Origin of the sequence: Pseudomonas sp. PDM28 (assembly GCF_019219115.1) — a bacterium.
Classification (GTDB): domain Bacteria; phylum Pseudomonadota; class Gammaproteobacteria; order Pseudomonadales; family Pseudomonadaceae; genus Aquipseudomonas; species Aquipseudomonas laurylsulfatiphila.
The window spans coordinates 125,076-146,005 of sequence record NZ_JAHUWG010000007.1; the positions used below are offsets into that span (position 1 = coordinate 125,076).

The 20,930-nt window shown below is 59.9% G+C and carries 18 protein-coding genes; 10 read left to right on the top strand and 8 right to left on the bottom strand.

Features of this window, described 5'->3' with window-relative positions; genetic code table 11:
- Nucleotides 1-166: 166 nt before the first annotated feature.
- Both KW841_RS17250 and nhaB read left to right on the top strand, forming a co-directional pair.
- Nucleotides 167-1,456 carry a hypothetical protein gene (locus KW841_RS17250; protein WP_218478553.1) on the top strand — a complete coding sequence of 430 codons (1,290 nt, stop codon included), beginning with the start codon at nucleotides 167-169 and terminating at the stop codon, nucleotides 1,454-1,456.
- A gap of 78 nt (nucleotides 1,457-1,534) precedes the next feature.
- Nucleotides 1,535-3,037, top strand: a complete 1,503-nt coding sequence (gene nhaB, locus KW841_RS17255) for a sodium/proton antiporter NhaB (protein ID WP_218478555.1) — start codon at nucleotides 1,535-1,537, stop codon at nucleotides 3,035-3,037.
- Nucleotides 3,038-3,414: 377 nt separating this feature from the next.
- Here nhaB and zwf read toward each other — a convergent pair whose 3' ends face one another.
- Nucleotides 3,415-4,929 (bottom strand): glucose-6-phosphate dehydrogenase, encoded by a 1,515-nt coding sequence (zwf, locus tag KW841_RS17260; RefSeq protein WP_218478557.1) that lies wholly within the window; start codon nucleotides 4,927-4,929, stop codon nucleotides 3,415-3,417.
- Nucleotides 4,926-5,930 (bottom strand): phosphogluconate dehydrogenase (NAD(+)-dependent, decarboxylating), encoded by a 1,005-nt coding sequence (gene gnd / locus KW841_RS17265; RefSeq protein WP_371319520.1) that lies wholly within the window; start codon nucleotides 5,928-5,930, stop codon nucleotides 4,926-4,928. Before gnd ends, zwf begins: the two co-directional genes overlap by 4 nt.
- A 249-nt stretch (nucleotides 5,931-6,179) precedes the next feature.
- On the opposite strand from gnd, the gene KW841_RS17270 reads away from it, so the two are divergent.
- From KW841_RS17270 to KW841_RS17280, 3 genes are all read left to right on the top strand, one after another.
- Nucleotides 6,180-6,362 (top strand): DUF6026 family protein, encoded by a 183-nt coding sequence (locus KW841_RS17270; protein ID WP_007970071.1) that lies wholly within the window; start codon nucleotides 6,180-6,182, stop codon nucleotides 6,360-6,362.
- A 199-nt stretch (nucleotides 6,363-6,561) separates the two neighbouring features.
- Entirely contained in the window at nucleotides 6,562-8,298 is a 1,737-nt protein-coding gene (locus KW841_RS17275; RefSeq protein ID WP_218478562.1) for a phosphoethanolamine transferase CptA, read from the top strand.
- A 153-nt stretch (nucleotides 8,299-8,451) separates the two neighbouring features.
- On the top strand, nucleotides 8,452-8,661 hold the full coding sequence (locus tag KW841_RS17280; RefSeq protein ID WP_218478564.1) for a hypothetical protein: 210 nt from the start codon (nucleotides 8,452-8,454) through the stop codon (nucleotides 8,659-8,661).
- A 623-nt stretch (nucleotides 8,662-9,284) separates the two neighbouring features.
- Here the strand turns inward: KW841_RS17280 and KW841_RS17285 are convergent.
- The 3 genes from KW841_RS17285 to zapE all read right to left on the bottom strand — a co-directional run bounded on the left by KW841_RS17285 (nucleotide 9,285) and on the right by zapE (nucleotide 11,609).
- Nucleotides 9,285-9,776, bottom strand: coding sequence for a GNAT family N-acetyltransferase (locus tag KW841_RS17285; protein WP_015094987.1), 492 nt, complete (start codon nucleotides 9,774-9,776; stop codon nucleotides 9,285-9,287).
- 117 nt (nucleotides 9,777-9,893) lie between these two features.
- Entirely contained in the window at nucleotides 9,894-10,475 is a 582-nt protein-coding gene (locus KW841_RS17290; RefSeq protein ID WP_218478566.1) for a DinB family protein, read from the bottom strand.
- Between the two features lie 15 nt (nucleotides 10,476-10,490).
- On the bottom strand, nucleotides 10,491-11,609 hold the full coding sequence (gene zapE, locus KW841_RS17295; RefSeq protein WP_218478568.1) for a cell division protein ZapE: 1,119 nt from the start codon (nucleotides 11,607-11,609) through the stop codon (nucleotides 10,491-10,493).
- Nucleotides 11,610-11,767: 158 nt separating this feature from the next.
- Here zapE and KW841_RS17300 point away from each other — a divergent pair, with 158 nt between their 5' ends.
- Entirely contained in the window at nucleotides 11,768-12,820 is a 1,053-nt protein-coding gene (locus KW841_RS17300; protein ID WP_218478570.1) for an aldo/keto reductase, read from the top strand.
- Between the two features lie 932 nt (nucleotides 12,821-13,752).
- Nucleotides 13,753-14,301, top strand: coding sequence for a dihydrofolate reductase family protein (locus KW841_RS17305; protein ID WP_218478572.1), 549 nt, complete (start codon nucleotides 13,753-13,755; stop codon nucleotides 14,299-14,301).
- 109 nt (nucleotides 14,302-14,410) lie between these two features.
- On the opposite strand, the gene speB is transcribed toward KW841_RS17305, so the two are convergent.
- Nucleotides 14,411-15,370 (bottom strand): agmatinase, encoded by a 960-nt coding sequence (gene speB, locus KW841_RS17310; protein WP_218478574.1) that lies wholly within the window; start codon nucleotides 15,368-15,370, stop codon nucleotides 14,411-14,413.
- 21 nt (nucleotides 15,371-15,391) lie between these two features.
- Entirely contained in the window at nucleotides 15,392-16,483 is a 1,092-nt protein-coding gene (locus KW841_RS17315) for a polyamine ABC transporter substrate-binding protein (protein ID WP_218478576.1), read from the bottom strand.
- A 101-nt stretch (nucleotides 16,484-16,584) separates the two neighbouring features.
- Between KW841_RS17315 and KW841_RS17320 the strand changes: the two genes are divergently transcribed.
- The 3 genes from KW841_RS17320 (at nucleotide 16,585) to KW841_RS17330 (ending at nucleotide 19,901) form a co-directional block, all read left to right on the top strand.
- Nucleotides 16,585-17,475, top strand: coding sequence for a LysR family transcriptional regulator (locus tag KW841_RS17320; RefSeq protein ID WP_218478578.1), 891 nt, complete (start codon nucleotides 16,585-16,587; stop codon nucleotides 17,473-17,475).
- Nucleotides 17,476-17,639: 164 nt separating this feature from the next.
- Nucleotides 17,640-18,746: an enoyl-CoA hydratase/isomerase family protein gene (locus KW841_RS17325; protein ID WP_218478580.1), complete on the top strand. Its 1,107-nt coding sequence runs from the start codon at nucleotides 17,640-17,642 to the stop codon at nucleotides 18,744-18,746.
- Nucleotides 18,747-18,749: 3 nt separating this feature from the next.
- Nucleotides 18,750-19,901 (top strand): acyl-CoA dehydrogenase family protein, encoded by a 1,152-nt coding sequence (locus tag KW841_RS17330; RefSeq protein ID WP_218478583.1) that lies wholly within the window; start codon nucleotides 18,750-18,752, stop codon nucleotides 19,899-19,901.
- A 213-nt stretch (nucleotides 19,902-20,114) separates the two neighbouring features.
- Here KW841_RS17330 and KW841_RS17335 read toward each other — a convergent pair whose 3' ends face one another.
- On the bottom strand, nucleotides 20,115-20,888 hold the full coding sequence (locus KW841_RS17335; protein ID WP_218478585.1) for an enoyl-CoA hydratase: 774 nt from the start codon (nucleotides 20,886-20,888) through the stop codon (nucleotides 20,115-20,117).
- Nucleotides 20,889-20,930: the final 42 nt, after the last annotated feature.

The following is a 20,930-nucleotide window of genomic DNA, read 5'->3' on the forward strand; positions in this document are numbered from 1 at the left end:
TTGCAGGCTTGCCAATGGTTCGAAAAGACACTGTTGTGGCACACAACGACTCTCCGTCTGTTAGTTCATACCGTTGTGCATCTCCCCATTCAGGGATTGAATATTCTTCTTACAAAGTCGCCACCCAAACTTCTGGATCAGGACGACTCGCAAGGAGATGCGGTTCATGTCAATCCAGTCCGCCATTGCCTGCTCCACCGTCCGGAACACTGCCGGCACTCTCGATACGACGTTTGCAGGCAACGGCAAAACCCAGGTGTATTTCGCCGACAGCCTTTCCAGCATGGCCAACGACGTCGCAATCGATGCCCGGGGCCGTATGCTGGTGGCGGCAAAGGTCGCCATGGCCGATGGTAGCCGCTTTGGCCTGGCCCGCTTGCTGGAGGATGGTTCGGCAGACCTGGCGTTCGGCAGGCAAGGCAGCGTCATCGGGCAATTCGAGCCCGGGTTCGAAGCCATGGGCGCCAAGGTTCTGGTCATGCCCGACGGCAATATCCTGTTGGCCGGCCTGCAATACGATAACGTACACCGCACGCTCCCGGGCCTGGCATTGTTCGATCAAGAGGGTCGCCTGGTTCGAAGCTTTGGCGACAATGGCCGCCGCGTCGTGCGATTGCCTGGTGGTCTGTCCCTCGGTGTGCGCGATATCTGGTTGCCTCCCGGTGTGCCGGGCGCTGAAGCCTGTGATGTGGGCGTACAGCGAGACGGCCGGATCCTCATTCTGGCCAACCATCACTTCGAACTGGCCGATCACGTCGGCCTGTTGATACGACTGGATGTCGAAGGCTCGCTGGACTGCTCGTTCAATGGCCGTGGCTTTGTGGTGGTGCGGCACCTGCTGATGAATACCTGGCTCAGCAGCCTGACAATACAGGGTGACGGCCGGGTTCTGGTGGGTGGATCGATCAACTTCCCTGAAGAAGGCTTGCTGGCGCGCTACCACGCCGACGGCCGCCTCGACGACAGTTTCGCCGTGGACGGATTCCTGACGTTCAAGGCCCAGGGGCATGGCGCCCGGGTCAGTCAGGTGGTCCAGCAAATCAATGGAGACGTCTTGTGTTTTGGTTGCAGTCGCGAGCCGATGCACTGCCTGACATTCAAGATGCACAGCAACGGCCGCCCCGACAACCACTGCAACGGCGGCCAACCGCAACGCCTGGTCATTGGCCACAACGGCTGCCAGTGGAATGCCGCGCAGCTACAGCCCGATGGCAGTGTGCTCACGGCGGGCGCAACCATCGGCGGCATCGAAGCAGACTTCCTGATCGGTCGATACCTGCCCGACGGCCGTCCCGATCACCGCTTTGGCAATGGCCGCGGCTATACGCGTACCCGCCTCGGCCCGAGTCTGGATACCGCCACCTGTGTCGCGGCGCAGGCCGATGGAAACATCGTCGTCGGTGGCTATTCGCTGCATGGAAACTACAAGGCAGTCATTGCTCGCTATCAGGGTTAGGCACGTGCATTCTTCCTGCGCTTGATCTTCTCACCCGCTTGCGGCAAGTTGCGCGCTTCTTAAAACAAGGAGCAGCCGATGTCCGGTTCAATGGCCCAGGCGTTCGCGCACAACTTTCTCGGGCATTCGCCCCGTTGGTACAAGGCCTGCATCGTCGGCTTTCTGATTCTCAATGCCCTGGTCCTGTGGACCGTTGGCCCGGTAGCGGCCGGCTGGCTATTGGTGCTGGAGTTCATCTTCACCCTGGCCATGGCGCTCAAGTGTTATCCGCTGATGCCCGGCGGCCTGTTGTTGATTGAAGCCCTGCTGCTGAAGATGACCACGCCCCAGGCGCTGTATGACGAGTTGCTGCACAATTTCCCGGTGATCCTGCTGTTGATGTTCATGGTGGCCGGTATCTATTTCATGAAGGACTTGTTGCTGTACCTGTTCTCGCGCCTGCTGTTGGGGGTTCGCTCCAAGGCCGCGCTGGCCCTGATGTTCTGCTTTTTGTCGGCCTTCCTGTCGGCGTTCCTCGATGCCTTGACCGTGACCGCCGTGATCATCAGTGCCGCCGTAGGCTTTTACTCGGTGTATCACCGCGTCGCCTCGGGTAACGACCCGCGCCAGGACAGCGAGTACAGCGACGACCAACATCTGCCGACCCTGCATCAGGGCGATCTCGAACAGTTCCGCGCCTTTCTGCGCAGCCTGTTGATGCACGGTGCCGTAGGCACCGCACTGGGCGGCGTGTGTACGCTGGTCGGCGAACCGCAGAACCTGCTGATCGGCCATGAAATGGGTTGGCATTTCTCCGAATTCTTCACCAAGGTTGCGCCGGTATCCCTGCCGGTACTGGTTGCAGGCCTGGTGACATGCGTCCTGCTGGAAAAGCTGCGCTGGTTCGGATACGGCACGCTGCTGCCGGATAACGTCCGTGCGGTGCTGGCCAACTATGCCGCCGAAGACAATGCCGAGCGCACCGCCCGCCAACGGGCCGCGCTGCTGGTACAAGGCGTTGCCGCATTGATTCTGATTGCCGGGCTGGCGTTTCACATCGCCGAAGTGGGCTTGATCGGCTTGATGGTGATCGTGTTGATCACCGCGTTTACCGGCATTACCGACGAACACCGCCTTGGCACCGCATTCAAGGACGCCATGCCGTTTACCGCCTTGTTGGTAGTGTTTTTCGCCGTGGTCGCGGTGATTCACGACCAGCAATTGTTCTCGCCGCTGATCCACTGGGTACTGGCGCTGCCGGCGGATCAACAACCGGGCATGCTGTTCATTGCCAACGGCCTGCTGTCAGCCATCAGTGACAACGTATTCGTCGCGACCATTTACATCACCGAAGTGAAGCGCGCATTCATGGCGGGTGAGATGACCCGTGAACATTTCGAAACGCTGGCCATTGCGATCAACACCGGCACCAACCTGCCAAGCGTGGCGACGCCCAACGGCCAGGCGGCGTTCCTGTTCTTGCTGACCTCGGCGATCGCCCCGCTGGTGCGCCTGTCTTACGGGCGGATGGTCTGGATGGCGTTGCCGTACACCGTAGTCATGGGCTTGCTCGGGTGGTATGCGGTGAGCTACTGGCTGTAACTCCCCAACCCTGTAGGAGCGAGCCTGCTCGCGATGGCGGCGGCACATTCACCTCCAAATGTCTGACAGCCCGCTATCGCGAGCAAGCTCGCTCCCACATTATCCAAGGCGGTGCCAGACATTATGCGGTGTGTAGCTGCAACCCTGTGGGAGCGAGCTTGCTCGCGATGGCGGCGGCACATTCACATCCAAGTGTCTGACAGACCGCTATCGCGAGCAAGCTCGCTCCCACATTATCCGAGGCGGTGCCAGACATTATGCGGTGAGCTACTGGCTGTAGCCCCAACCCTGTAGGAGCGAGCCTGCTCGCGATGGCGGCGGCACATTCACCTCCAAGTGTCTGACAGCCCGCTATCGCGAGCAAGCTCGCTCCCACATTATCCAAGGCGGTGCCAGACGCGACCGTCGCGGATCAGCAACTCTTCGCCGGCCTTCGGGCCGTTTTCCCCGGCGGCATAGCTCTGCACGCTGGCGTCCTGCTGCCAGGCATCGAGGAACGGCTGCACGGCGCGCCAGCCGTTTTCGATGTTGTCGGCGCGCTGGAACAACGTCTGATCACCGGTCAGGCAATCGTAGATCAGGGTTTCGTAGCCCGTTGACGGCTGCATCTCGAAGAAATCCTTGTAGGCAAACCCCAGCTCGATGTTGTCCATTTTCAGCGCCTGACCGGGACGCTTGGCCAGCAGGTCGAACCACATGCCTTCGTTCGGCTGGATCTGAATGCGCAAATAAGTCGGCTGCAGTTCATCGACTTCGGTATCGCGAAACTGCGCATAGGGCGCCGGTTTGAAACAGATGACGATCTCGGTGTCACGCACGCTCATGCGCTTGCCGGTGCGCAGGTAGAACGGCACCCCGACCCAGCGCCAGTTATCGATCATGACCTTGAGGGCCACATAGGTTTCGGTATTGCTGTCGGGCGCGACCTTGTCTTCCTGGCGATAGCCCGGCAGCGCCTTGCCGTCGATTTCACCCGCGGCGTATTGGCCGCGCACCGAGTTGGCGCGGGCCTCCTCGACTGTCCAGGGCCTGATCGCGCCGACGACCTTGGCCTTCTCGCCGCGCACCGCATCGGCGCCAAACGCGGCGGGCGGTTCCATCGCCACCATCGCCAGCAACTGGAACAGGTGATTGGGCACCATGTCCCGCAGCGCGCCCGTGTGCTCATAAAAACTGCCACGGGTTTCCACGCCGACGGTTTCAGCGGCGGTGATCTGCACGTGGTCGATGTAGTGATTGTTCCAGAACGCTTCGAACAGGCTGTTGGAGAACCGGCTGACCAGAATGTTCTGCACGGTCTCTTTGCCCAGATAGTGATCGATCCGGTAGATCTGCTTTTCCGTCATCACTTTGAGCAGGCAGGCATTCAAGGCCTCGGCCGTTTGCAGGTCGGAGCCGAAGGGCTTTTCGATCACCACCCTTCTGAAGGCCTCGGGGGTTTCTTCCAGCAAGCCGGCGGCACCGAGTCGACGCGCCACCTCACTGAAGAAACGCGGCGCGGTGGCCAGGTAGAACACCGCATTGCCGGTTCCGCTGTCGGCGATTTTCGCCGCCAGCGCTTGATAAGTGCTGTCGTCCAGGAAATCGCCCTGGACGTAGCTGATGCCTTTGGCAAGTTTGGACCAGACCGCTGGATCAAGGGTGTGATCACCCTTGCCAGCCATCTCGTTTCGAATGAAGTCTTCGAGCTTTTGCGCAAAACCTTCATCGCTGATGGCGTTGTGGTCAACGCCGATGATCCGCAGTCCATCCCCGAGCAACCCGTTGCGCTTGAGGTTATACAGCGCCGGCACCAACAGACGCTTGACCAGGTCACCATGGGCGCCAAACAGAAACAGCGTCGTCGCGGGTGCGGGCTCTGTCTTGGATTTCCTGCGGATCACATGGGTCATTTTTTCGAGGTCTCCACATGACCGCCGAAGCCGAAGCGCTGGGCCGAGAGAACCTTGTCGCCAAAGGTACCCTGGCCGCGCGAGCGGTAGCGGGAAAACAGCGAGTTCGACAGCACCGGCACCGGCACCGCTTGCTCCATCGCCGCCTCAATGGTCCAGCGGCCTTCACCGCTGTCGGCCACCGACCCGGAGAAACCGTCGAGCTTCGGATCACTGGCCAGGGCGTCGGCCGTCAGATCGAGCAACCACGAGGACACCACGCTGCCACGACGCCAGACTTCGGCGATGTCGGCGACGTTCAGGTCGAAACGCTGGTCGGCTGGCAGGCTCTCGCTGTTTTTGGTTTGCAGGATGTCGAAGCCTTCGGCGAAGGCCTGCATCATTCCGTATTCGATGCCGTTGTGGATCATCTTCACGAAATGCCCGGCGCCTGCTGGACCGGCGTGAATGTAGCCACGCTCGGCACGATCGTCGTTGGACTTGCGGTCCTTGGTACGCGGGATGTCACCCATGCCCGGGGCCAGCGTTGCAAACAGCGGGTCGAGACGCGTCACGGTCGCGGCATCGCCACCGATCATCATGCAGTAGCCACGCTCCAGGCCCCAGACGCCGCCGGATGTACCGACGTCGATGTAATGCAGGCCTTTTTCCGCCAGGGTCTTGGCCCGGCGGATATCGTCCTTATAGAAGGTGTTGCCGCCGTCGATGATGGTGTCGCCGGCTTCGAGCAAGGTGCTCAGGGTGTCGATGGTTTCTTCGGTCGGTGCGCCTGCCGGCAGCATGACCCACACCGCACGCGGTTTGGCCAGGCCAGCGACCAGGGCCGGCAGATCGGCGACGCCGGTGGAGCCCTCAGCGGACAAGGCTTCGACAAAGGCGGTATTGCGGTCGTAAACAACGGTGGTGTGCCCGTTGAGCATCAGGCGCCGCGCAATATTGCCGCCCATGCGGCCCAGTCCAATAATCCCGAGTTGCATGTGCTGATGCTCCCTACTACAAATAAAATGTGTGTCAAAGGTTATAGCCCAACGCGACTCATGAGGTTAGTCCAGAGCGTTGGCGTGAAGTTTCCGGGCATTGTGCCCGATCCTGATGGATAACGTCGGGAATCAAGCCGAAGACACAACGACAATGAAAAATAAAAAAGTTCCCTTCGGGAGCAAAAGAAATCAAAATTGGCGCCGATAGTAGATCAGCCGTTGATTTCGACGCGGCTCTACAGTTGAGACACGCCATTTGCGAGGTGAGCAATGGGCACAGTACATACCGCACTGCCAGCACAAACCCTTTACGTCACTATCCGTCGCGATGAATTGCGTCAGTTGAAGGACGAACGCGATCAATTGAAACAGGAGCTGGCGCAGTTGCGACTGCTGCTGCAAACGGGTCAGACACAGCCCCTGGCTGCGGTGCAACGCGCCCCACTCGCCTGATTCCCCCGTCTCAAGCGGGAGCAGTCTGCCCTGCTTCCGCACCGGCTTACGCCCTGCCGCCTCCGGCAACTCACGAAATTTTCACAATTGTCTCACGATAATTACAAGTTCCAGGCCGCCCGGTTCCGCGCGGCCCTCGTTCGTCGTCCGCGATTTTCAAGTCCCGGCGGTGGTAGTGAATTCTCGGCTGGAGCGCTGAATGTCTTTGTTCGAACGCAGCAAAACGACTGCGGCAGGTTTTGATTGGGCCGGATTCGTCTGGCTGTTTGTATTCTTCTGGTACTTTTCCGGCATCACCCAACTACTGATCCAACTGACGGGCACCTCCGGGTTTACCGGATTCCGCCAAGCCTTCGTCATGAGCGCGATCTGGCTGGCGCCGATGCTGCTGTTCCCCAAACAGACCCGTGTCATGGCCGCCGTCATCGGCGTTGTGCTGTGGGCTTGCTCCATGGCGAGCCTGGGCTACTTCTTCATTTACCAGCAGGAGTTTTCCCAGAGCGTCATCTTCATCATGTTCGAGTCGAACGTGGCTGAAGCTGGTGAGTACATGACCCAGTACTTTGCCTGGTGGATGATCCCGGCGTTCCTGGCCCACAGCGCATTTGCCTATTTCCTGTGGACTCGCCTGCGTCCGGTGTACCTGGCCCGTGGCAAGGCCATCGCGGCAGCGGTGGCCATTGTCGTGGCGGTGGTCGGTTATCCGCTGATCAAGCAAACCTCGCGCACCGGCAGTTTCGCCGGAGGCTTCGACAAGTTCGAAACCCGCATCGAACCAGCGGTGCCATGGCAGATGGCCGTGGCCTATCATCGTTACCTGGAAACCCTGGCCGGCATGCAGGACATGCTCAACAGCGCCAGCAGGATTGCACCGCTGCACAACCTCAAGGACGCCATGGCCAATACGCCTGCGACCCTGGTGCTGGTGATCGGCGAGTCCACCAACCGTCAGCGCATGAGCCTGTACGGTTACCCACGGCAAACCACGCCGGAACTGGACAAGCTCAAGGATCAGCTGGACGTTTTCGACAACGTCATCACCCCGCGCCCCTACACCATTGAAGCGCTGCAACAGGTCCTGACCTTCGCCGACGAGGAAAACCCGGACCTGTACCTGTCGACGCCATCGCTGGTCAGCATGATGAAACAAGCCGGTTACAAAACCTTCTGGATCACCAACCAGCAGACCATGACCAAGCGCAACACCATGCTCACGACCTTTTCCGAACAGGCCGACGAACAGGTGTACCTGAACAACAACCGCAACCAGAACGCCGCGCAGTACGACGGCGACGTGATCGAGCCGTTCAACAAGGCCCTGGCCGACGCGGCGCCGCGCAAACTCATCGTCGTGCATCTGCTCGGCACGCACATGAGCTACCAGTACCGCTACCCGTCGACCTTCGACAAGTTCCAGGACCGCAATGGCGTTCCGGCCGGCGTACGTGACGATCAGGTGCCGACGTACAACAGCTATGACAATGCCGTGCTGTACAACGACTTCGTGGTGTCCAGCCTGATCAAGGACTACGCCAAAACCGATCCGAACGGCTTCCTGCTGTACCTCTCCGACCATGGCGAAGACGTATTCGATTCCGCGGGTCACAGTACCCTGGGGCGCAACGAGAACAAGCCGACGGCTCCGATGTACACCATTCCGTTCATGGCCTGGGCTTCGCCGAAATGGCGGGCAAGCCATGACTGGAACCTCGCCGGCGACCTCTCGCGTCCTTACAGCAGCTCGCACCTGATCCACACCTGGGCCGATCTGGCAGGCCTGAGCTTCGACGAACTCGATCGCAGCAAGAGTGTGGTCAGCGACAGTTTCAAGGCCCGGCCATTGATGATCGGCAATCCCTATGAGCGTGAGCAGCGCGCGCTGATCGACTTCAGCCTGATGAAGCCGAAAACGCCACCCGCGGTCGTTCAGCAGTAATCCTTTCAGGGGTCGGTTCCGGCCCCTTTTTCATGGCAAGGCCAGCGGTGAAGTTAATTCCCATTTAAGCGAATCGGCGGATAATGCCATTTCGACACTGCTTCATTGATTCATGGACGAAAGGCATCCGACAACTTTAGTGGGAGGCATACCATGAAACGCACCGCCGTGATCCTCGCCGGCCTGATGGCGCTGGGTTCGACCAGCGCATTCGCCGAAGGTGGAGCCGAACGCATGCGCTATTACTACGAAAGTCTGCGACTGGCCCAGCAAGAAGCCCTCGGCCATCCGATCCCGAGCATCGAACTACGGGTGCCCGACGATCAAACCGCACAAATGACAGAAACCTACAGATCGAAATGATCCTTTGATTGCGGCCCTACAGTCGCAGAAGAACGTTTGGGCGTCCTGATGGACGCCCTTTTTTTGGGCTCTTCACGCATTCCCGGGACACTGACACTGTAGGAGCCAGCCTGCTGGCGATGGACTCAAGCGCGGCGCGTTCCTCCAGTTCACCCGCGTCATCGTTAACGACCATCGCTGGCAAGCCAGCTCCCACAATGGACCGTGCCCACGCAGGGAAACTGTAGGAGCCAGCTTGCTGGCGATGGACTCCAGCGCGCCGCGTCCTTCCAGATCACACTCGTCATCGTTAACGACCATCGCTGGCAAGCCAGCTCCCACAAGGGACCGCACCAACGCAGGGAAACTGTAGGAACCAGCTTGCTGGCGATGGACTCCAGTGCGCCGCGTTCATCCAGATCACACGCGTCATCGTTAACGACCATCGCTGGCAAGCCAGCTCCCACAATGGACCGTGCCCACGCAGGGAAACTGTAGGAGCCAGCTTGCTGGCGATGGACTCAAGTGCGCCGCGCTTATCGGGTTCACACGCGTCATCGTTAACGATCATCGCTGGCAAGCCGGCGCCTACAGGGGTCCGCGCCCTCGCAGAAAGTGAAAAACCCAAAAAACGTTCTGTCGAGTTAGAGGCTCTTGGTCCAGAACAGCATGCGTCCATGGGCCGGGTCGAACATGCCGGCGGCGAAACCGGCTTTTTCATAAGACCCCTGCGCCACGGCATTGCCTTCCAGCACTTCCAGGGTGAGCTTGCAGCAACCACGCTGACGCGCGATGTCCTCGACCTTTTGCAGCATCTTCTGGCTCAAGCCCAGGCCGCGAAATTTCTTCACCACCGACACGTCGTGCACATTGACCAACGGCCGGCAGGCAAAGGTCGAGAAGCCCTCGAAGCAATTGACCAGCCCGGCCGGCTCGCCCCCGACAAAAGCCAGCACACTGAAAGCGTGGGGACGCCTGGCAAGCTCTGCCGGGAGTTGCTCCAGGACATGGGCCGGCAACGGCTGGCCACCCCCCATCGGGTCCTCGGCGTAGTGGTTCAACACCAGACAAATAGCCTCGGCATGCACCGGATTGGTGTAGCTGGCCTGAAGCACAAGAATTTCTGCGGAGTCCATTTCCATCCTCGATCACACATGAAGTAGCCCCCAGCCTGTATTTCACGCTGAAGTGCCGGCGGACCATAGCGCGAGCACCCGGGTATCGACAATCACCACCGCGCAATTCTTTGCCGTTCAAGCGCCCCAGATCAGTGCTTCCGTCCACCCCAGCTCGGCAAAGTCCTCGGCCCGCAAGTGCGACTCGCCGGCGCAGAAGAACTCGTCGAGTTGCGGTGGCTTGACCGAGGTGCCGCTGAGCATGGCGTGAACCTGACCGCGATGATGGATCTGGTGTTCGAACAAATGGGACAGCAGGCGCAAACGGCTGTCGTGTTGCGGCGTGTCGCGGGCGATGGTCACGATTTTGCCGAGGCTGGCATCGCGCAGCTGCTCGCAGTACGCGATCAATCGACGATCGACATGGGCCTGTTCACGAACCAGGTCCGCCGCGATGAGGCAGGGTTCGTCTTCCTTGAAAAACACCCGGTAATCGGGATGCGGATCGTCGCCGCGGATTTCGCGCTCCAGCGCATCCACATAAAACCAGTCGCAGGTGAGGATGTGGTTGAGGGTCGCGCGGATGCTGGGGAAGAAGCTGACCCGTGCGCAGATCAACTCCTGCGGGCTCAACTGGCTCCAGGCCTTGGCCAGTCGGTGGTTGGCCCAGGCATTCTGATAAGCCATGGTCAGCAGGTGGTGCGACAGGGGCTGATTCATGTGTGCTGCTCCCGATCAGACTTCGGCAAACCGTTGCAACTGCATTTCCTGTAATCGACTGAGGGTGCGGCGGAACGGAAATTCCAGATAACCCTCGGTATAAAGCGCTGCCATCGGCACTTGCGCCTCAAGGTACAGCGGCACCTTGCGGTCGTAGCACTCGTCCACCAGCGCGATGAAACGTCTTACGCCGTCGTCATGCACCGACAACTGCGGCAGCTCGCGGTCCCCCGCTTCCACCCGCTCGACACCGTCCTCGGTACCGCGGGCGATGCGCCCGGCACGTTTTTGCGCGCTGAGGTTGGGTACGTCCCCCAACAGGATAGCGCCGTAGGTATCGCACAGGGCGATGAAATCCATGGCTGCGAAGGGTTGCTCGCACAGCGCGGCGTAGCGGGTCCAGAGCACGGTCGGGCTGGCCTTGACCACCTCCAGCGAGCGGTAACCGACCGGGACCGGCTCGCACGATGCCGACTGGCCGGCGCTCAACGCCTGGAACACCTCACCCAGCGCACCGGGCGTGCCCGGCTCGGCCACCCAATAGCGCTGCGACGCGGCCCCCGGATGCAGGCGATGGTCTTCCCCGCCATCCACAGCGATCACCTGCATGTGTTGCTTGATCGCGGCGATGGCGGGCATGAAACGGTCGCGATTGAAGCCGTCGGCGTACAACTGGTCCGGCGGCAGGTTGGAGGTGCAGACCACGACTACGCCCTGCTCGAACATCACCTGAAACAGGCGCCCGAGAATGATCGCATCGCCGATGTCATTGACGAACAACTCGTCGAAACACAGCACGCGCACGGCTTCGGACAACTCTCGGGCCAACGCCTTGAGCGGGTCAGCGGTGCCGGTCAGTTGAAACGAACGCTGGTGCACCCAGCCCATGAAGTGGTGAAAGTGCTGGCGTCGAGCCGGTACTCGCAGGCTTTGGTAGAACTGGTCCATCAACCAGGTCTTGCCCCGCCCCACCGGCCCCCACAGGTACACGCCGGAAACGGCTGAGCGGCCTTCATGCAGCGCTTCGTGGCATTTTTGCAGCGCCCACACGGCATGCTCCTGGGCCTCGTCCTGGACGAAGCCCTTTTGCTCGATCGCGTGCTGCCAGGCGCTTAAGGGGGATTGGATAGTCATGGGCGGCAGTATGCCATTGCGCATTGATGACGTGACCGGCGATCGGCGGTTTTGTGCAGGAAAGAAATGCACCTTGACGATTTAAATGATTAGCATAATATTTTATACATGTCATGCATCATCTATAAATCCTGCCGTCATCCCTCTGGAGTTATCCCATGCATTACAAAGTTTTTGGTCGTAAAACCGGCTTGCGAGTGTCCGAACTGGCCCTGGGCGCCGGTAATTTCGGTACCGGCTGGGGCCATGGTGCCGAGCGTGACGAAGCCAGGCGGATTTTTGATGGCTACCTGGAAGCCGGCGGCAACTTCATCGACACCGCCAATGGCTATCAGGGCGGGCAGTCCGAGGCCATGCTCAGCGAATTCATCCAGGCGGAACGGGATAGCCTGGTCATCGCCACCAAATACACCCTGGGGACTACACCGGCGGCCGGTATTTCCCACACCGGCAACAGCCGCAAGAACATGGTGCGCGCCGTCGAAGAGAGCCTGAAACGACTGAAGACCGATCACATCGACCTGTTCTGGGCCCACATGAGTGACGGCGTCACCCCCATGGAAGAGATCCTGCGCGGCTTCGACGACCTGGTCAGTGCCGGCAAGATCCACTACGCCGGGCTGTCGAACTTCCCCGCGTGGCGCATCGCCCGCGCCGACCTGCTGGCTGAAGTCCGAGGTTTTGCGCCGATCGCTGCGATCCAGGTCGAATACAGCCTCGCCGAACGCACCGCCGAGCGCGAACAACTGCCGATGGCCGAAGCCCTTGGCCTGGCCGCGACGCTGTGGTCGCCCCTGGGTGGCGGCTTCCTCACCGGCAAGTATCGCAACAGTGAAGGTGACAACCGCGCGAACAAGCTCGGCGTGCTGATTCATGCTGAAAAAAGCGCCCGCGAAACCGCCCTGCTCGACACCTTGATCGGCGTTGCCGCAGAACTCGACGCCAGCCCGACCCACGTGGCCATTGCCTGGTTGCGGGAAAAGGCCAAACGCTCAACCACGGCGCTGATTCCGATCCTCGGTTCGCGGACACGTGAACAGCTGGACGCCACGTTGGGGGCGCTGAATGTGCAGTTGAGTGCTGAGCAAATGGCGCGGCTGGACGGTGTCAGCGAGGTGGTCAAAGGTGTGCCGCACGAATCCATTAACGGGTCATCTGCACGCTTCAGCGGTGGCCGGATTCTCGATCTGCCAATCGTTCCCGTCGCCTGAACTCATCAAAACTGTAGGAGCGAGCCTGCTCGCGATGAGGCCCTGTCATCCAACAGAGATGTTGAATGCAAGACCGCCATCGCGAGCAGGCTCAATATTCGCAGACATTCATCATGGGCCTGACTCAGTTTGGTACCGTACTTCTCCTCATAAGTCGGCGAAATACGACTGAACGCATGCACAAAACCTGGATTCCCATTCCCTTTTCCGTCAGAAAAGACGCTAACCATTATTGAGTATCCATATATCAATAGTTATCCATTACGGACCTTAGTAGTGAAACCCACCCCATACAAATAAAAATTAAATAAGCAGCCACCAAGCAAACAACACCCACCTTAACTAGCGTCCTGACTCAAAAATGAATTTCCCATTTTAGCTACTCTTATATAGCCTGGCGCGACCTAGGGAAGCTCTGAAAAGCCCACTCTTTTGAAAAATATCTGTCTGCCCCTCGCACTTCCAGAACTTATGTTTTTGATGTAGGGCGTTTTCCCAGAACACTCCTACAGATCATTCCTAAAAGCTGGCTTCCCACCCAGAGTTTTCGGCCATCGCAGCATTTTGTTACTCTCTTATCATTTGATTTGCAATCTAAATGATCAATCATAAATCCAGCTGAAATAGCCGCACCACGCCTAAAATTCAAAGTTAAAAATTCAAATGCACGTTGTAATCAAGAACACTTTACAAGCCGCATGAAGCATAAAGCTCCGCTGCTTCGCCGTATCATCACGACAAGTAAAAATACTTACCCCATGACCAATGGCGATAGCATACGGTGCAACAAGGTAAAGCGCCTACCAAGTGGCAACAGCATTATCTTCGCCTAGCCGAAATGAATGATCTCCATCGCCCCTCGCCACTTTCGAGAGGGGCAGTTTATTTACGGATCATTTCTCACCAGGATGATTACAAGGAAAGGAAAACACATGTCGAAGCTGGTTTATTACGTAGCTGCCACCCTGGATGGTTATATTGCCACTCAACAACACAAACTCGATTGGCTGGAGAACTTTGCGCTGGGGGATGACGCAACGACCTATGATGATTTTTATCAGACAATCGGAGCTGTGGTCATGGGGTCGCGGACCTATGACTGGATCATGTCGAACGCTCCCGATGACTGGCCCTACCAGGATGTACCCGCCTTTGTCATGAGCAACCGGAATCGGTCAGTCCCCGCCAATCTGGATATCACCATCGTACACGGTGATGCCGGGGCCATCGCGGCCAAGGCCAGGCAAGCGGCGAAGAGCAAGAATGTCTGGCTGGTCGGTGGCGGCAAAACGGCAGCCTGTTTTGCCGACGCCGGGGAATTGCAGCAGCTGTTCATCACCACCATTCCGATCTTTCTCGGCACCGGCGTTCCCGTACTGCCCGTTGACCGCGCGCTTGAAGTCGTTCCCAGAAAACAGCGTACGCTGCAGAGCGGTGCCATGGAATGTGTCCTCGACCTGCCAATCGTTCCAGTGGCCTGACACAAATCCAGACTGTGGGAGCCCTGCTCGCGAATGGGGAGTGTCAGTCTACCGCTGCACCAACTGATACACCGCTTTCGCGAGCAGGCTCCCACAGGGGGATTGTGTTTTACCGATCCACCTTATGCCTGGCGGCATACAGACACAGCATCTCCATCGCCAATGTCGCCGCCGCCAGTGAGGTGATCTCCGCACTGTCATAGGCCGGCGCCACTTCCACCACGTCCATGCCCACCAGATTGATCCCGCGCAGGCCGCCGAGGATCTCCAGCGCCTGCACCGTGCTCAGGCCGCCGCACACCGGTGTTCCGGTACCCGGAGCGAATGCCGGATCGAGGCAGTCGATGTCGAAGGTCAGGTACACCGGGTTATCGCCGACCCGCGCGCGAATCGCTTCGACAATCGCTTCGCAACCACGGCGATGCACCTGCCGCGCATCCAGCACTTGAAAGCCCTGGTGATCATCGTTGGTGGTGCGCAAGCCGATTTGCACCGACCTCGACGGGTCGACCAGCCCCTCCCTGGCCGCGTGCCAGAACATGGTGCCGTGGTCGATACGCTTGCCCTCTTCGTCCGGCCAGGTGTCGCTGTGGGCGTCGAAGTGGATCAGCGACAATGCCCCGTGCTTGCGGGCATGGGCCTTGAGCAGCGGATAGGTGATGAAATGGTCGCCGCCAAAGGTCAGCATGGCCGTGCCGGCGTTGAGGATGTGCTCGGCGTGGGCCTCGATGCATTCCGGCGTCGATTGCGGCGAACCGTAATCGAATTTGCAATCGCCAAAATCGATTACCGCCAGATGGTCGAACGGATCGAAGGCCCACGGCCAGTGCCGTTCCCAGGCGATCCCGGCGGAGGCGGCGCGAATGCCCCGTGGTCCGAAGCGTGCGCCGGGGCGGTTGCTGGTGGCAGTGTCGAACGGCACACCGCTGACCGCCACATCGACCCCGCGCAAGTCACGGCTGTAGCGGCGACGCATGAAACTGGTGATACCGGCGTAAGTGCTTTCGGCGGCCGTGCCGTAAAGGCTGTCACGGGTAAGGGCTTGATCGTTTTGCATCGGGACGTCCATTGAAGGCTCCTTGTCTTTTTCTTACTGGCGGCTACGGAAAGTGGTCCACACGCGGGTGCGCTGGCGCAGGTCCTTGAGGTTCATGCTGCGGTCGGCGTACAGCCGCTCACGCACATCGGCCAACGGATAGATGTCCGGGTCGGTGCGTACCGCTTCATCCACCAGCGGCGTGGCGGCCTGGTTCGCCGTGGCGAAGAACAAGGTGTTGGTCAGTGCTGCCACGGACTCGGGGCGCAACATGAACTCGATAAAGGCGCGGGCGGCTTCGGGGTGCGGCGCATCCTTGGGAATCGCCAGGTTGTCCTGCCAGACGAGGGTGCCCTCCCTGGGAATCCGGTAGGCAATTTCATAGGGTTTGTTGGCCTTGCGCGCCTGGTCGGCAGCCATACTCGCGTCACCGTTGTAGGTCAACGCCAAACACACGCTGCCATTGGCCAGGTCGCTGATCTGCCGCCCGGTGGCGACGTACAGCACGTTCGGCTGCAGCTGACGCAACAACGCCTCGGCGGCTGACAGATCGTTCTTGTCGGTGCTGTAGGGATCTTTACCCAGGTAATGCAGAGCGAGCCCGATCACCTCCTGGGGCGAATCGAGAATGGCGATGCCGCAATCCTTCAGCTTGCTCGCGTATTCGGGTTTGAACAGCAGATCCAGGCTGTTGAGCGGTACGTCCGGCAAGCGCTGTTTGAGCGCCTCGACATTCATGCCCAAACCCAGGGTGCCCCAGGTATAAGGCACGCCGTAGCGGTTGCCGGGATCGACGGCGGCGAGCTTTTCCAGCAAATCCGGATCGAGGTTGGCGTAACCCTTGAGGCCTTCGTGGGGAATCGGTTTCAACGCGCCGGCGGCAAGCCCCCGGGCCAGCACGCTGGAGGACGGCACCACCACGTCATAACCGCTGCCGCCAGTGAGCAATTTGGTCTCCAGCACTTCCGAAGAGTCAAAGGTGTCGTAGCGCACATGGATGCCGGTTTCCTGTTCGAACCGTTGCAGGGTTTCGGGGGCGACGTAATCGGCCCAACTGTACAGATTGACCACCTTGTCCTCGGCCTGGGCCGATGCGGCCATGGCAAGGAATAACGCGGGTAAACACAGCTTGAACATGGGAGCCATGACGAACACCTGACCAGAGGAAGTGGTTGCAGGATGCGTCGTCGGATACATTGGTGAAATATCAAGTTAATTAACCTGACTTTATGACGGAGTAATGTTGGATGCTCGGCCAACTGCATGATCAGGACCTGCACCTGTTGCGTCTGTTTGTCAGCGTGGTGGAGTGCGGCGGTTTCAGCGCCGCCCAGGGCCAACTGGGGTTGAGCCAGTCGAGCATCAGCCAGCAAATGGCCAAGCTGGAAACCCGCCTCGGCTATCGGCTGTGCAGTCGCGGTAAAGGCGGCTTCAGGATCACGCCCAAGGGCGAGCAACTCCTCAGCGCCACCCGTGGACTGTTCCAGTCCATCGAAGCCTTCCGCCATCAATCCAACGGCGTCGCCGGGCGCTTGATCGGCGAAGTGCGCCTTGGCCTGTCCGAGGCGCTGGATCAGTCGGTGCTGCAGCGGGTGGCCGAGGCGATCCGGCGCTTTCGTGAACGGGACGAGTCGGTGCGCATCGAGCTGATCAGCGCCATGCCCGGCGAGATGGAGCGCTTGCTGCTGCAACAGCGGCTGGACCTGGCCATCGGCTATTTCTCGCAGGTGCAAAGCGCGTTTGACTACCGCGAACTGTTCATTGAAACCCAGCACCTGTATTGCGCCCCCGGCCATCCGCTGTTCTCCAATGAGAACCCGGACGATCAGGACTTGCAGGCCAGCGACCGGGTCGGTCACCCCTACCGTTTCCTGCGCAGTGACGAGCCCTTTCAGGGCGAGCGGTGTTCGGCCCGTTCGGAACAGGTCGAAGGCACCCTCGCCTTCATCCTGTCCGGCAAGCATGTCGGTTATCTGCCCAGCCACTTCGCCCGCACCTGGGAAGACAAGGGATTGCTGCGGTCGGTGCGCAGCGACATGAGTTTCGACGTCGCGTTTCACCTGGCCCGGCACCGGGCGCAGGTGGCCGGGGATGCGCAGAAGGCCTTCGAAGAGGATCTGCTCGCGGCGTTTGCCTGAATCCGCCGTGGTCTACGCTGTAACAATGCCGGACATCTACATGCAAAAATGCACAGATGACCTGCACTTATCCAGCTTGTACACGGCAAATTTGCACTGATACGATCCGCCATCGCTCGCGCGCGAGCATCTCGATAAAGAACAATAAAAGCAGGGGGTTAGTGATGACTGCTCAGGTTACATCGAAGGGGACGCTGTCCATGGATGCCATGCAAAACGAAGTGCTGGCCGAGGTTCGCAACCACATCGGTCACCTGACCCTCAACCGCCCCGCCGGCCTCAATGCCCTGACCCTGGACATGGTGCGCAACCTGCACCGCCAGCTCGACGCCTGGGCCCACGACCCGCACGTGCATGCGGTGGTCCTGCGCGGTGCCGGCGAAAAAGCCTTCTGCGCCGGCGGCGACATTCGTTCGCTGCATGACAGCTTCAAAAGCGGCGACACCCTGCACGAAGATTTCTTCGTCGAGGAATACGCCCTCGATCTCGCGATCCACCATTACCGCAAACCGGTGCTGGCGCTGATGGACGGATTTGTCCTCGGCGGCGGCATGGGTCTGGTGCAAGGCGCAGACTTGCGCGTGGTCACCGAAAAAAGCCGTCTGGCGATGCCGGAAGTCGGCATCGGCTATTTCCCGGACGTCGGCGGCAGTTACTTCCTGCCGCGCATTCCCGGTGAACTGGGGATTTACCTGGGCGTCAGCGGCGTGCAGATTCGCGCCGCCGATGCGCTGTATTGCGGCCTGGCCGACTGGTACCTCGAAAGCGACAAACTGGGCACGCTGGACGAAAAACTCGACCAGCTCGAATGGCACGACACGCCACTGAAGGATCTGCAAAGCCTGCTGGCGAAACTCGGCGTGCAGCAACTGCCTGATGCTCCGTTGAGTGCACTGCGTCCGGCCATCGACCACTTCTTCGCCCAGCCCGACGTGCCGAGTATTGTGGAGCAACTGCGCCAGGTAACGGTCGCCGACAGCCATGCGTGGGCCGTCACCACCGCCGACCTGCTGGAAACCCGTTCGCCGCTGGCCATGGGCGTCACCCTGGAAATGCTCCGTCGCGGACGCGAGCTGCCCCTTGAACAATGTTTCGCCCTTGAGCTGCACCTGGACCGCCAGTGGTTCGAGCGCGGCGACCTGATCGAAGGCGTGCGCGCCTTGCTGATCGACAAAGACAAGACACCACGCTGGAACCCGCCCACCCTCCAGGCGCTGGACGCCGAACACGTGGCGAGCTTCTTCAGCGGGTTTGACCGGAACGAGGGCTGAGCCATGCACGATATCGAATTGAGCGAAGAGCAAGTGATGATCCGCGACATGGCCCGGGATTTTGCCCGTGGCGAAATCGCGCCCCATGCCCAGGCCTGGGAAAAGGCCGGCTGGATCGATGACGGTCTGGTGGCGAAGATGGGTGAACTGGGCCTGCTGGGCATGGTGGTCCCCGAGGAATGGGGCGGCACCTATGTCGACTACGTGGCCTATGCGTTGGCGGTAGAGGAGATTTCCGCCGGCGACGGTGCGACCGGCGCCTTCATGAGCATCCACAACTCCGTGGGCTGCGGGCCGGTGCTCAACTACGGCAGCGAAGAACAGAAGCAGACCTGGCTGGCGGACCTGGCCAGCGGAAAGGTCATCGGCTGCTTCTGCCTGACCGAACCCCAGGCCGGTTCCGAAGCGCACAACCTGCGCACCCGCGCCGAACTGCGCAACGGCCAATGGGTGATCAACGGTGCCAAGCAATTCGTCAGCAACGGCAAGCGGGCCAAGCTGGCGATTGTATTTGCCGTGACCGATCCGGACCTGGGCAAACGTGGCATCTCGGCGTTCCTGGTACCGACCGATACCGCCGGTTTTATCGTTGACCGCACTGAACACAAAATGGGGATCCGCGCGTCCGACACCTGTGCCGTCACCCTGAATAACTGCACCATCCCCGAAGCCAATCTGCTGGGTGAACGGGGCAAAGGCCTGGCCATCGCCCTGTCCAACCTCGAAGGCGGTCGTATCGGCATCGCCGCCCAGGCGCTGGGCATCGCCCGCGCGGCGTTCGAAGCGGCGCTGGCCTATTCCCGTGACCGGGTGCAGTTTGGCAAGACGATCAATGAGCACCAGAGCATCGCCAACCTGCTAGCCGACATGCACATGCAGCTGAACGCGGCACGCTTGATGATCCTGCACGCTGCGCGCCTGCGCACGGCCGGCAAACCCTGTCTGTCGGAGGCGTCACAGGCCAAGCTGTTTGCGTCGGAAATGGCGGAAAAGGTCTGTTCGTCCGCGATTCAGATTCATGGCGGGTACGGGTATCTGGAGGATTATCCGGTGGAGAAGTACTACCGCGATGCGCGGATCACGCAGATCTACGAAGGCTCGAGCGAGATTCAGCGGATGGTGATTGCCCGTGAACTGAAGAACTATCTGGTTTAAAAGCAAAAGATCGCAGCCTTCGGCAGCTCCTACACAAAGCCCTGTAGGAGCTGCCGAAGGCTGCGATCTTTTGGCTGCAAACTGGTTTTAAGCCTTAAAGGCATCGCTGGCAAGCCAGCTCCCACAATGTTCGCGGTTGTTCACACATGTTGTGTACACCCCGGACCCTGTGGGAGCTGGCTTGCCAGCGATAGCGTCAGCAAATACGCGGCATTACTTACCGACGAACTCCGCCTCACGCTTGGCAATGAACGCCGCCATGCCTTCCTTCTGATCCTGCGTCGCAAACGCCGCATGGAACACCCGACGCTCAAAGCGCACGCCTTCGGCCAGGCTCACTTCAAAGGCACGATTGACGCTTTCCTTGACCATCATCGCAATCGGCAGCGATTTCTTGGCGATCAATGCCGCGACTTTCAGCGCTTCATCCAGTAGCTCGTCGCTTGGCACGATCCGCGCCACGATGCCGCAACGCTCCGCTTCCACGGCATCGATCAAACGCCCGCTCAGGCACATTTCCATGGCCTTGGCCTTGCCCACGGCGCGGGTCAGGCGTTGGGTGCCGCCCATGCCCGGCAACACGCCCAGGTTGATTTCCGGTTGGCCGAATCTGGCGTTGTCGCCGGCCAGGATGAAGTCGCACATCAGCGCCAGCTCACAACCGCCACCCAGGGCAAAACCGTTGACCGCCGCGATGATCGGCTTGCGGCGGTTGGCGACGCGGTCGCTGTCGCTGAACAGGTCGTCGATGTAGATCTGCGGGTAGGTCAGCTCGGCCATTTCCTTGATGTCGGCACCCGCGGCAAACGCCTTTTTCGAACCGGTCAGGACGATACAGCCGATGTTCGCATCCGCCTCGAAACCATCGAGCGCCTGGTTCAGCTCGCTGACGATCTGCGCGTTCAACGCGTTCAACGCCTGAGGGCGGTTGAGGGTGATCAAGCCAACGCGGCCGTGGGTTTCCAGCAAAATCGTTTCGTAGCTCATAAACAACTCCTGTTTCACATAAGGCCAGATCCCTTGTAGGAG

Bases quoted from the DNA above. Each gene is read 5' to 3' on its own strand.
- KW841_RS17250 (WP_218478553.1), top strand. From the start codon at position 167: ATGTCAATCCAGTCCGCCATTGCCTGCTCCACCGTCCGGAACACTGCC.
- nhaB (WP_218478555.1), top strand. From the start codon at position 1,535: ATGTCCGGTTCAATGGCCCAGGCGTTCGCGCACAACTTTCTCGGGCAT.
- zwf (WP_218478557.1), bottom strand. From the start codon at position 4,929: ATGACCCATGTGATCCGCAGGAAATCCAAGACAGAGCCCGCACCCGCG.
- KW841_RS17270 (WP_007970071.1), top strand. From the start codon at position 6,180: ATGGGCACAGTACATACCGCACTGCCAGCACAAACCCTTTACGTCACT.
- KW841_RS17275 (WP_218478562.1), top strand. From the start codon at position 6,562: ATGTCTTTGTTCGAACGCAGCAAAACGACTGCGGCAGGTTTTGATTGG.
- KW841_RS17280 (WP_218478564.1), top strand. From the start codon at position 8,452: ATGAAACGCACCGCCGTGATCCTCGCCGGCCTGATGGCGCTGGGTTCG.
- KW841_RS17285 (WP_015094987.1), bottom strand. From the start codon at position 9,776: ATGGACTCCGCAGAAATTCTTGTGCTTCAGGCCAGCTACACCAATCCG.
- KW841_RS17290 (WP_218478566.1), bottom strand. From the start codon at position 10,475: ATGAATCAGCCCCTGTCGCACCACCTGCTGACCATGGCTTATCAGAAT.
- zapE (WP_218478568.1), bottom strand. From the start codon at position 11,609: ATGACTATCCAATCCCCCTTAAGCGCCTGGCAGCACGCGATCGAGCAA.
- KW841_RS17300 (WP_218478570.1), top strand. From the start codon at position 11,768: ATGCATTACAAAGTTTTTGGTCGTAAAACCGGCTTGCGAGTGTCCGAA.
- KW841_RS17305 (WP_218478572.1), top strand. From the start codon at position 13,753: ATGTCGAAGCTGGTTTATTACGTAGCTGCCACCCTGGATGGTTATATT.
- speB (WP_218478574.1), bottom strand. From the start codon at position 15,370: ATGGACGTCCCGATGCAAAACGATCAAGCCCTTACCCGTGACAGCCTT.
- KW841_RS17315 (WP_218478576.1), bottom strand. From the start codon at position 16,483: ATGGCTCCCATGTTCAAGCTGTGTTTACCCGCGTTATTCCTTGCCATG.
- KW841_RS17320 (WP_218478578.1), top strand. From the start codon at position 16,585: ATGCTCGGCCAACTGCATGATCAGGACCTGCACCTGTTGCGTCTGTTT.
- KW841_RS17325 (WP_218478580.1), top strand. From the start codon at position 17,640: ATGACTGCTCAGGTTACATCGAAGGGGACGCTGTCCATGGATGCCATG.
- KW841_RS17330 (WP_218478583.1), top strand. From the start codon at position 18,750: ATGCACGATATCGAATTGAGCGAAGAGCAAGTGATGATCCGCGACATG.
- KW841_RS17335 (WP_218478585.1), bottom strand. From the start codon at position 20,888: ATGAGCTACGAAACGATTTTGCTGGAAACCCACGGCCGCGTTGGCTTG.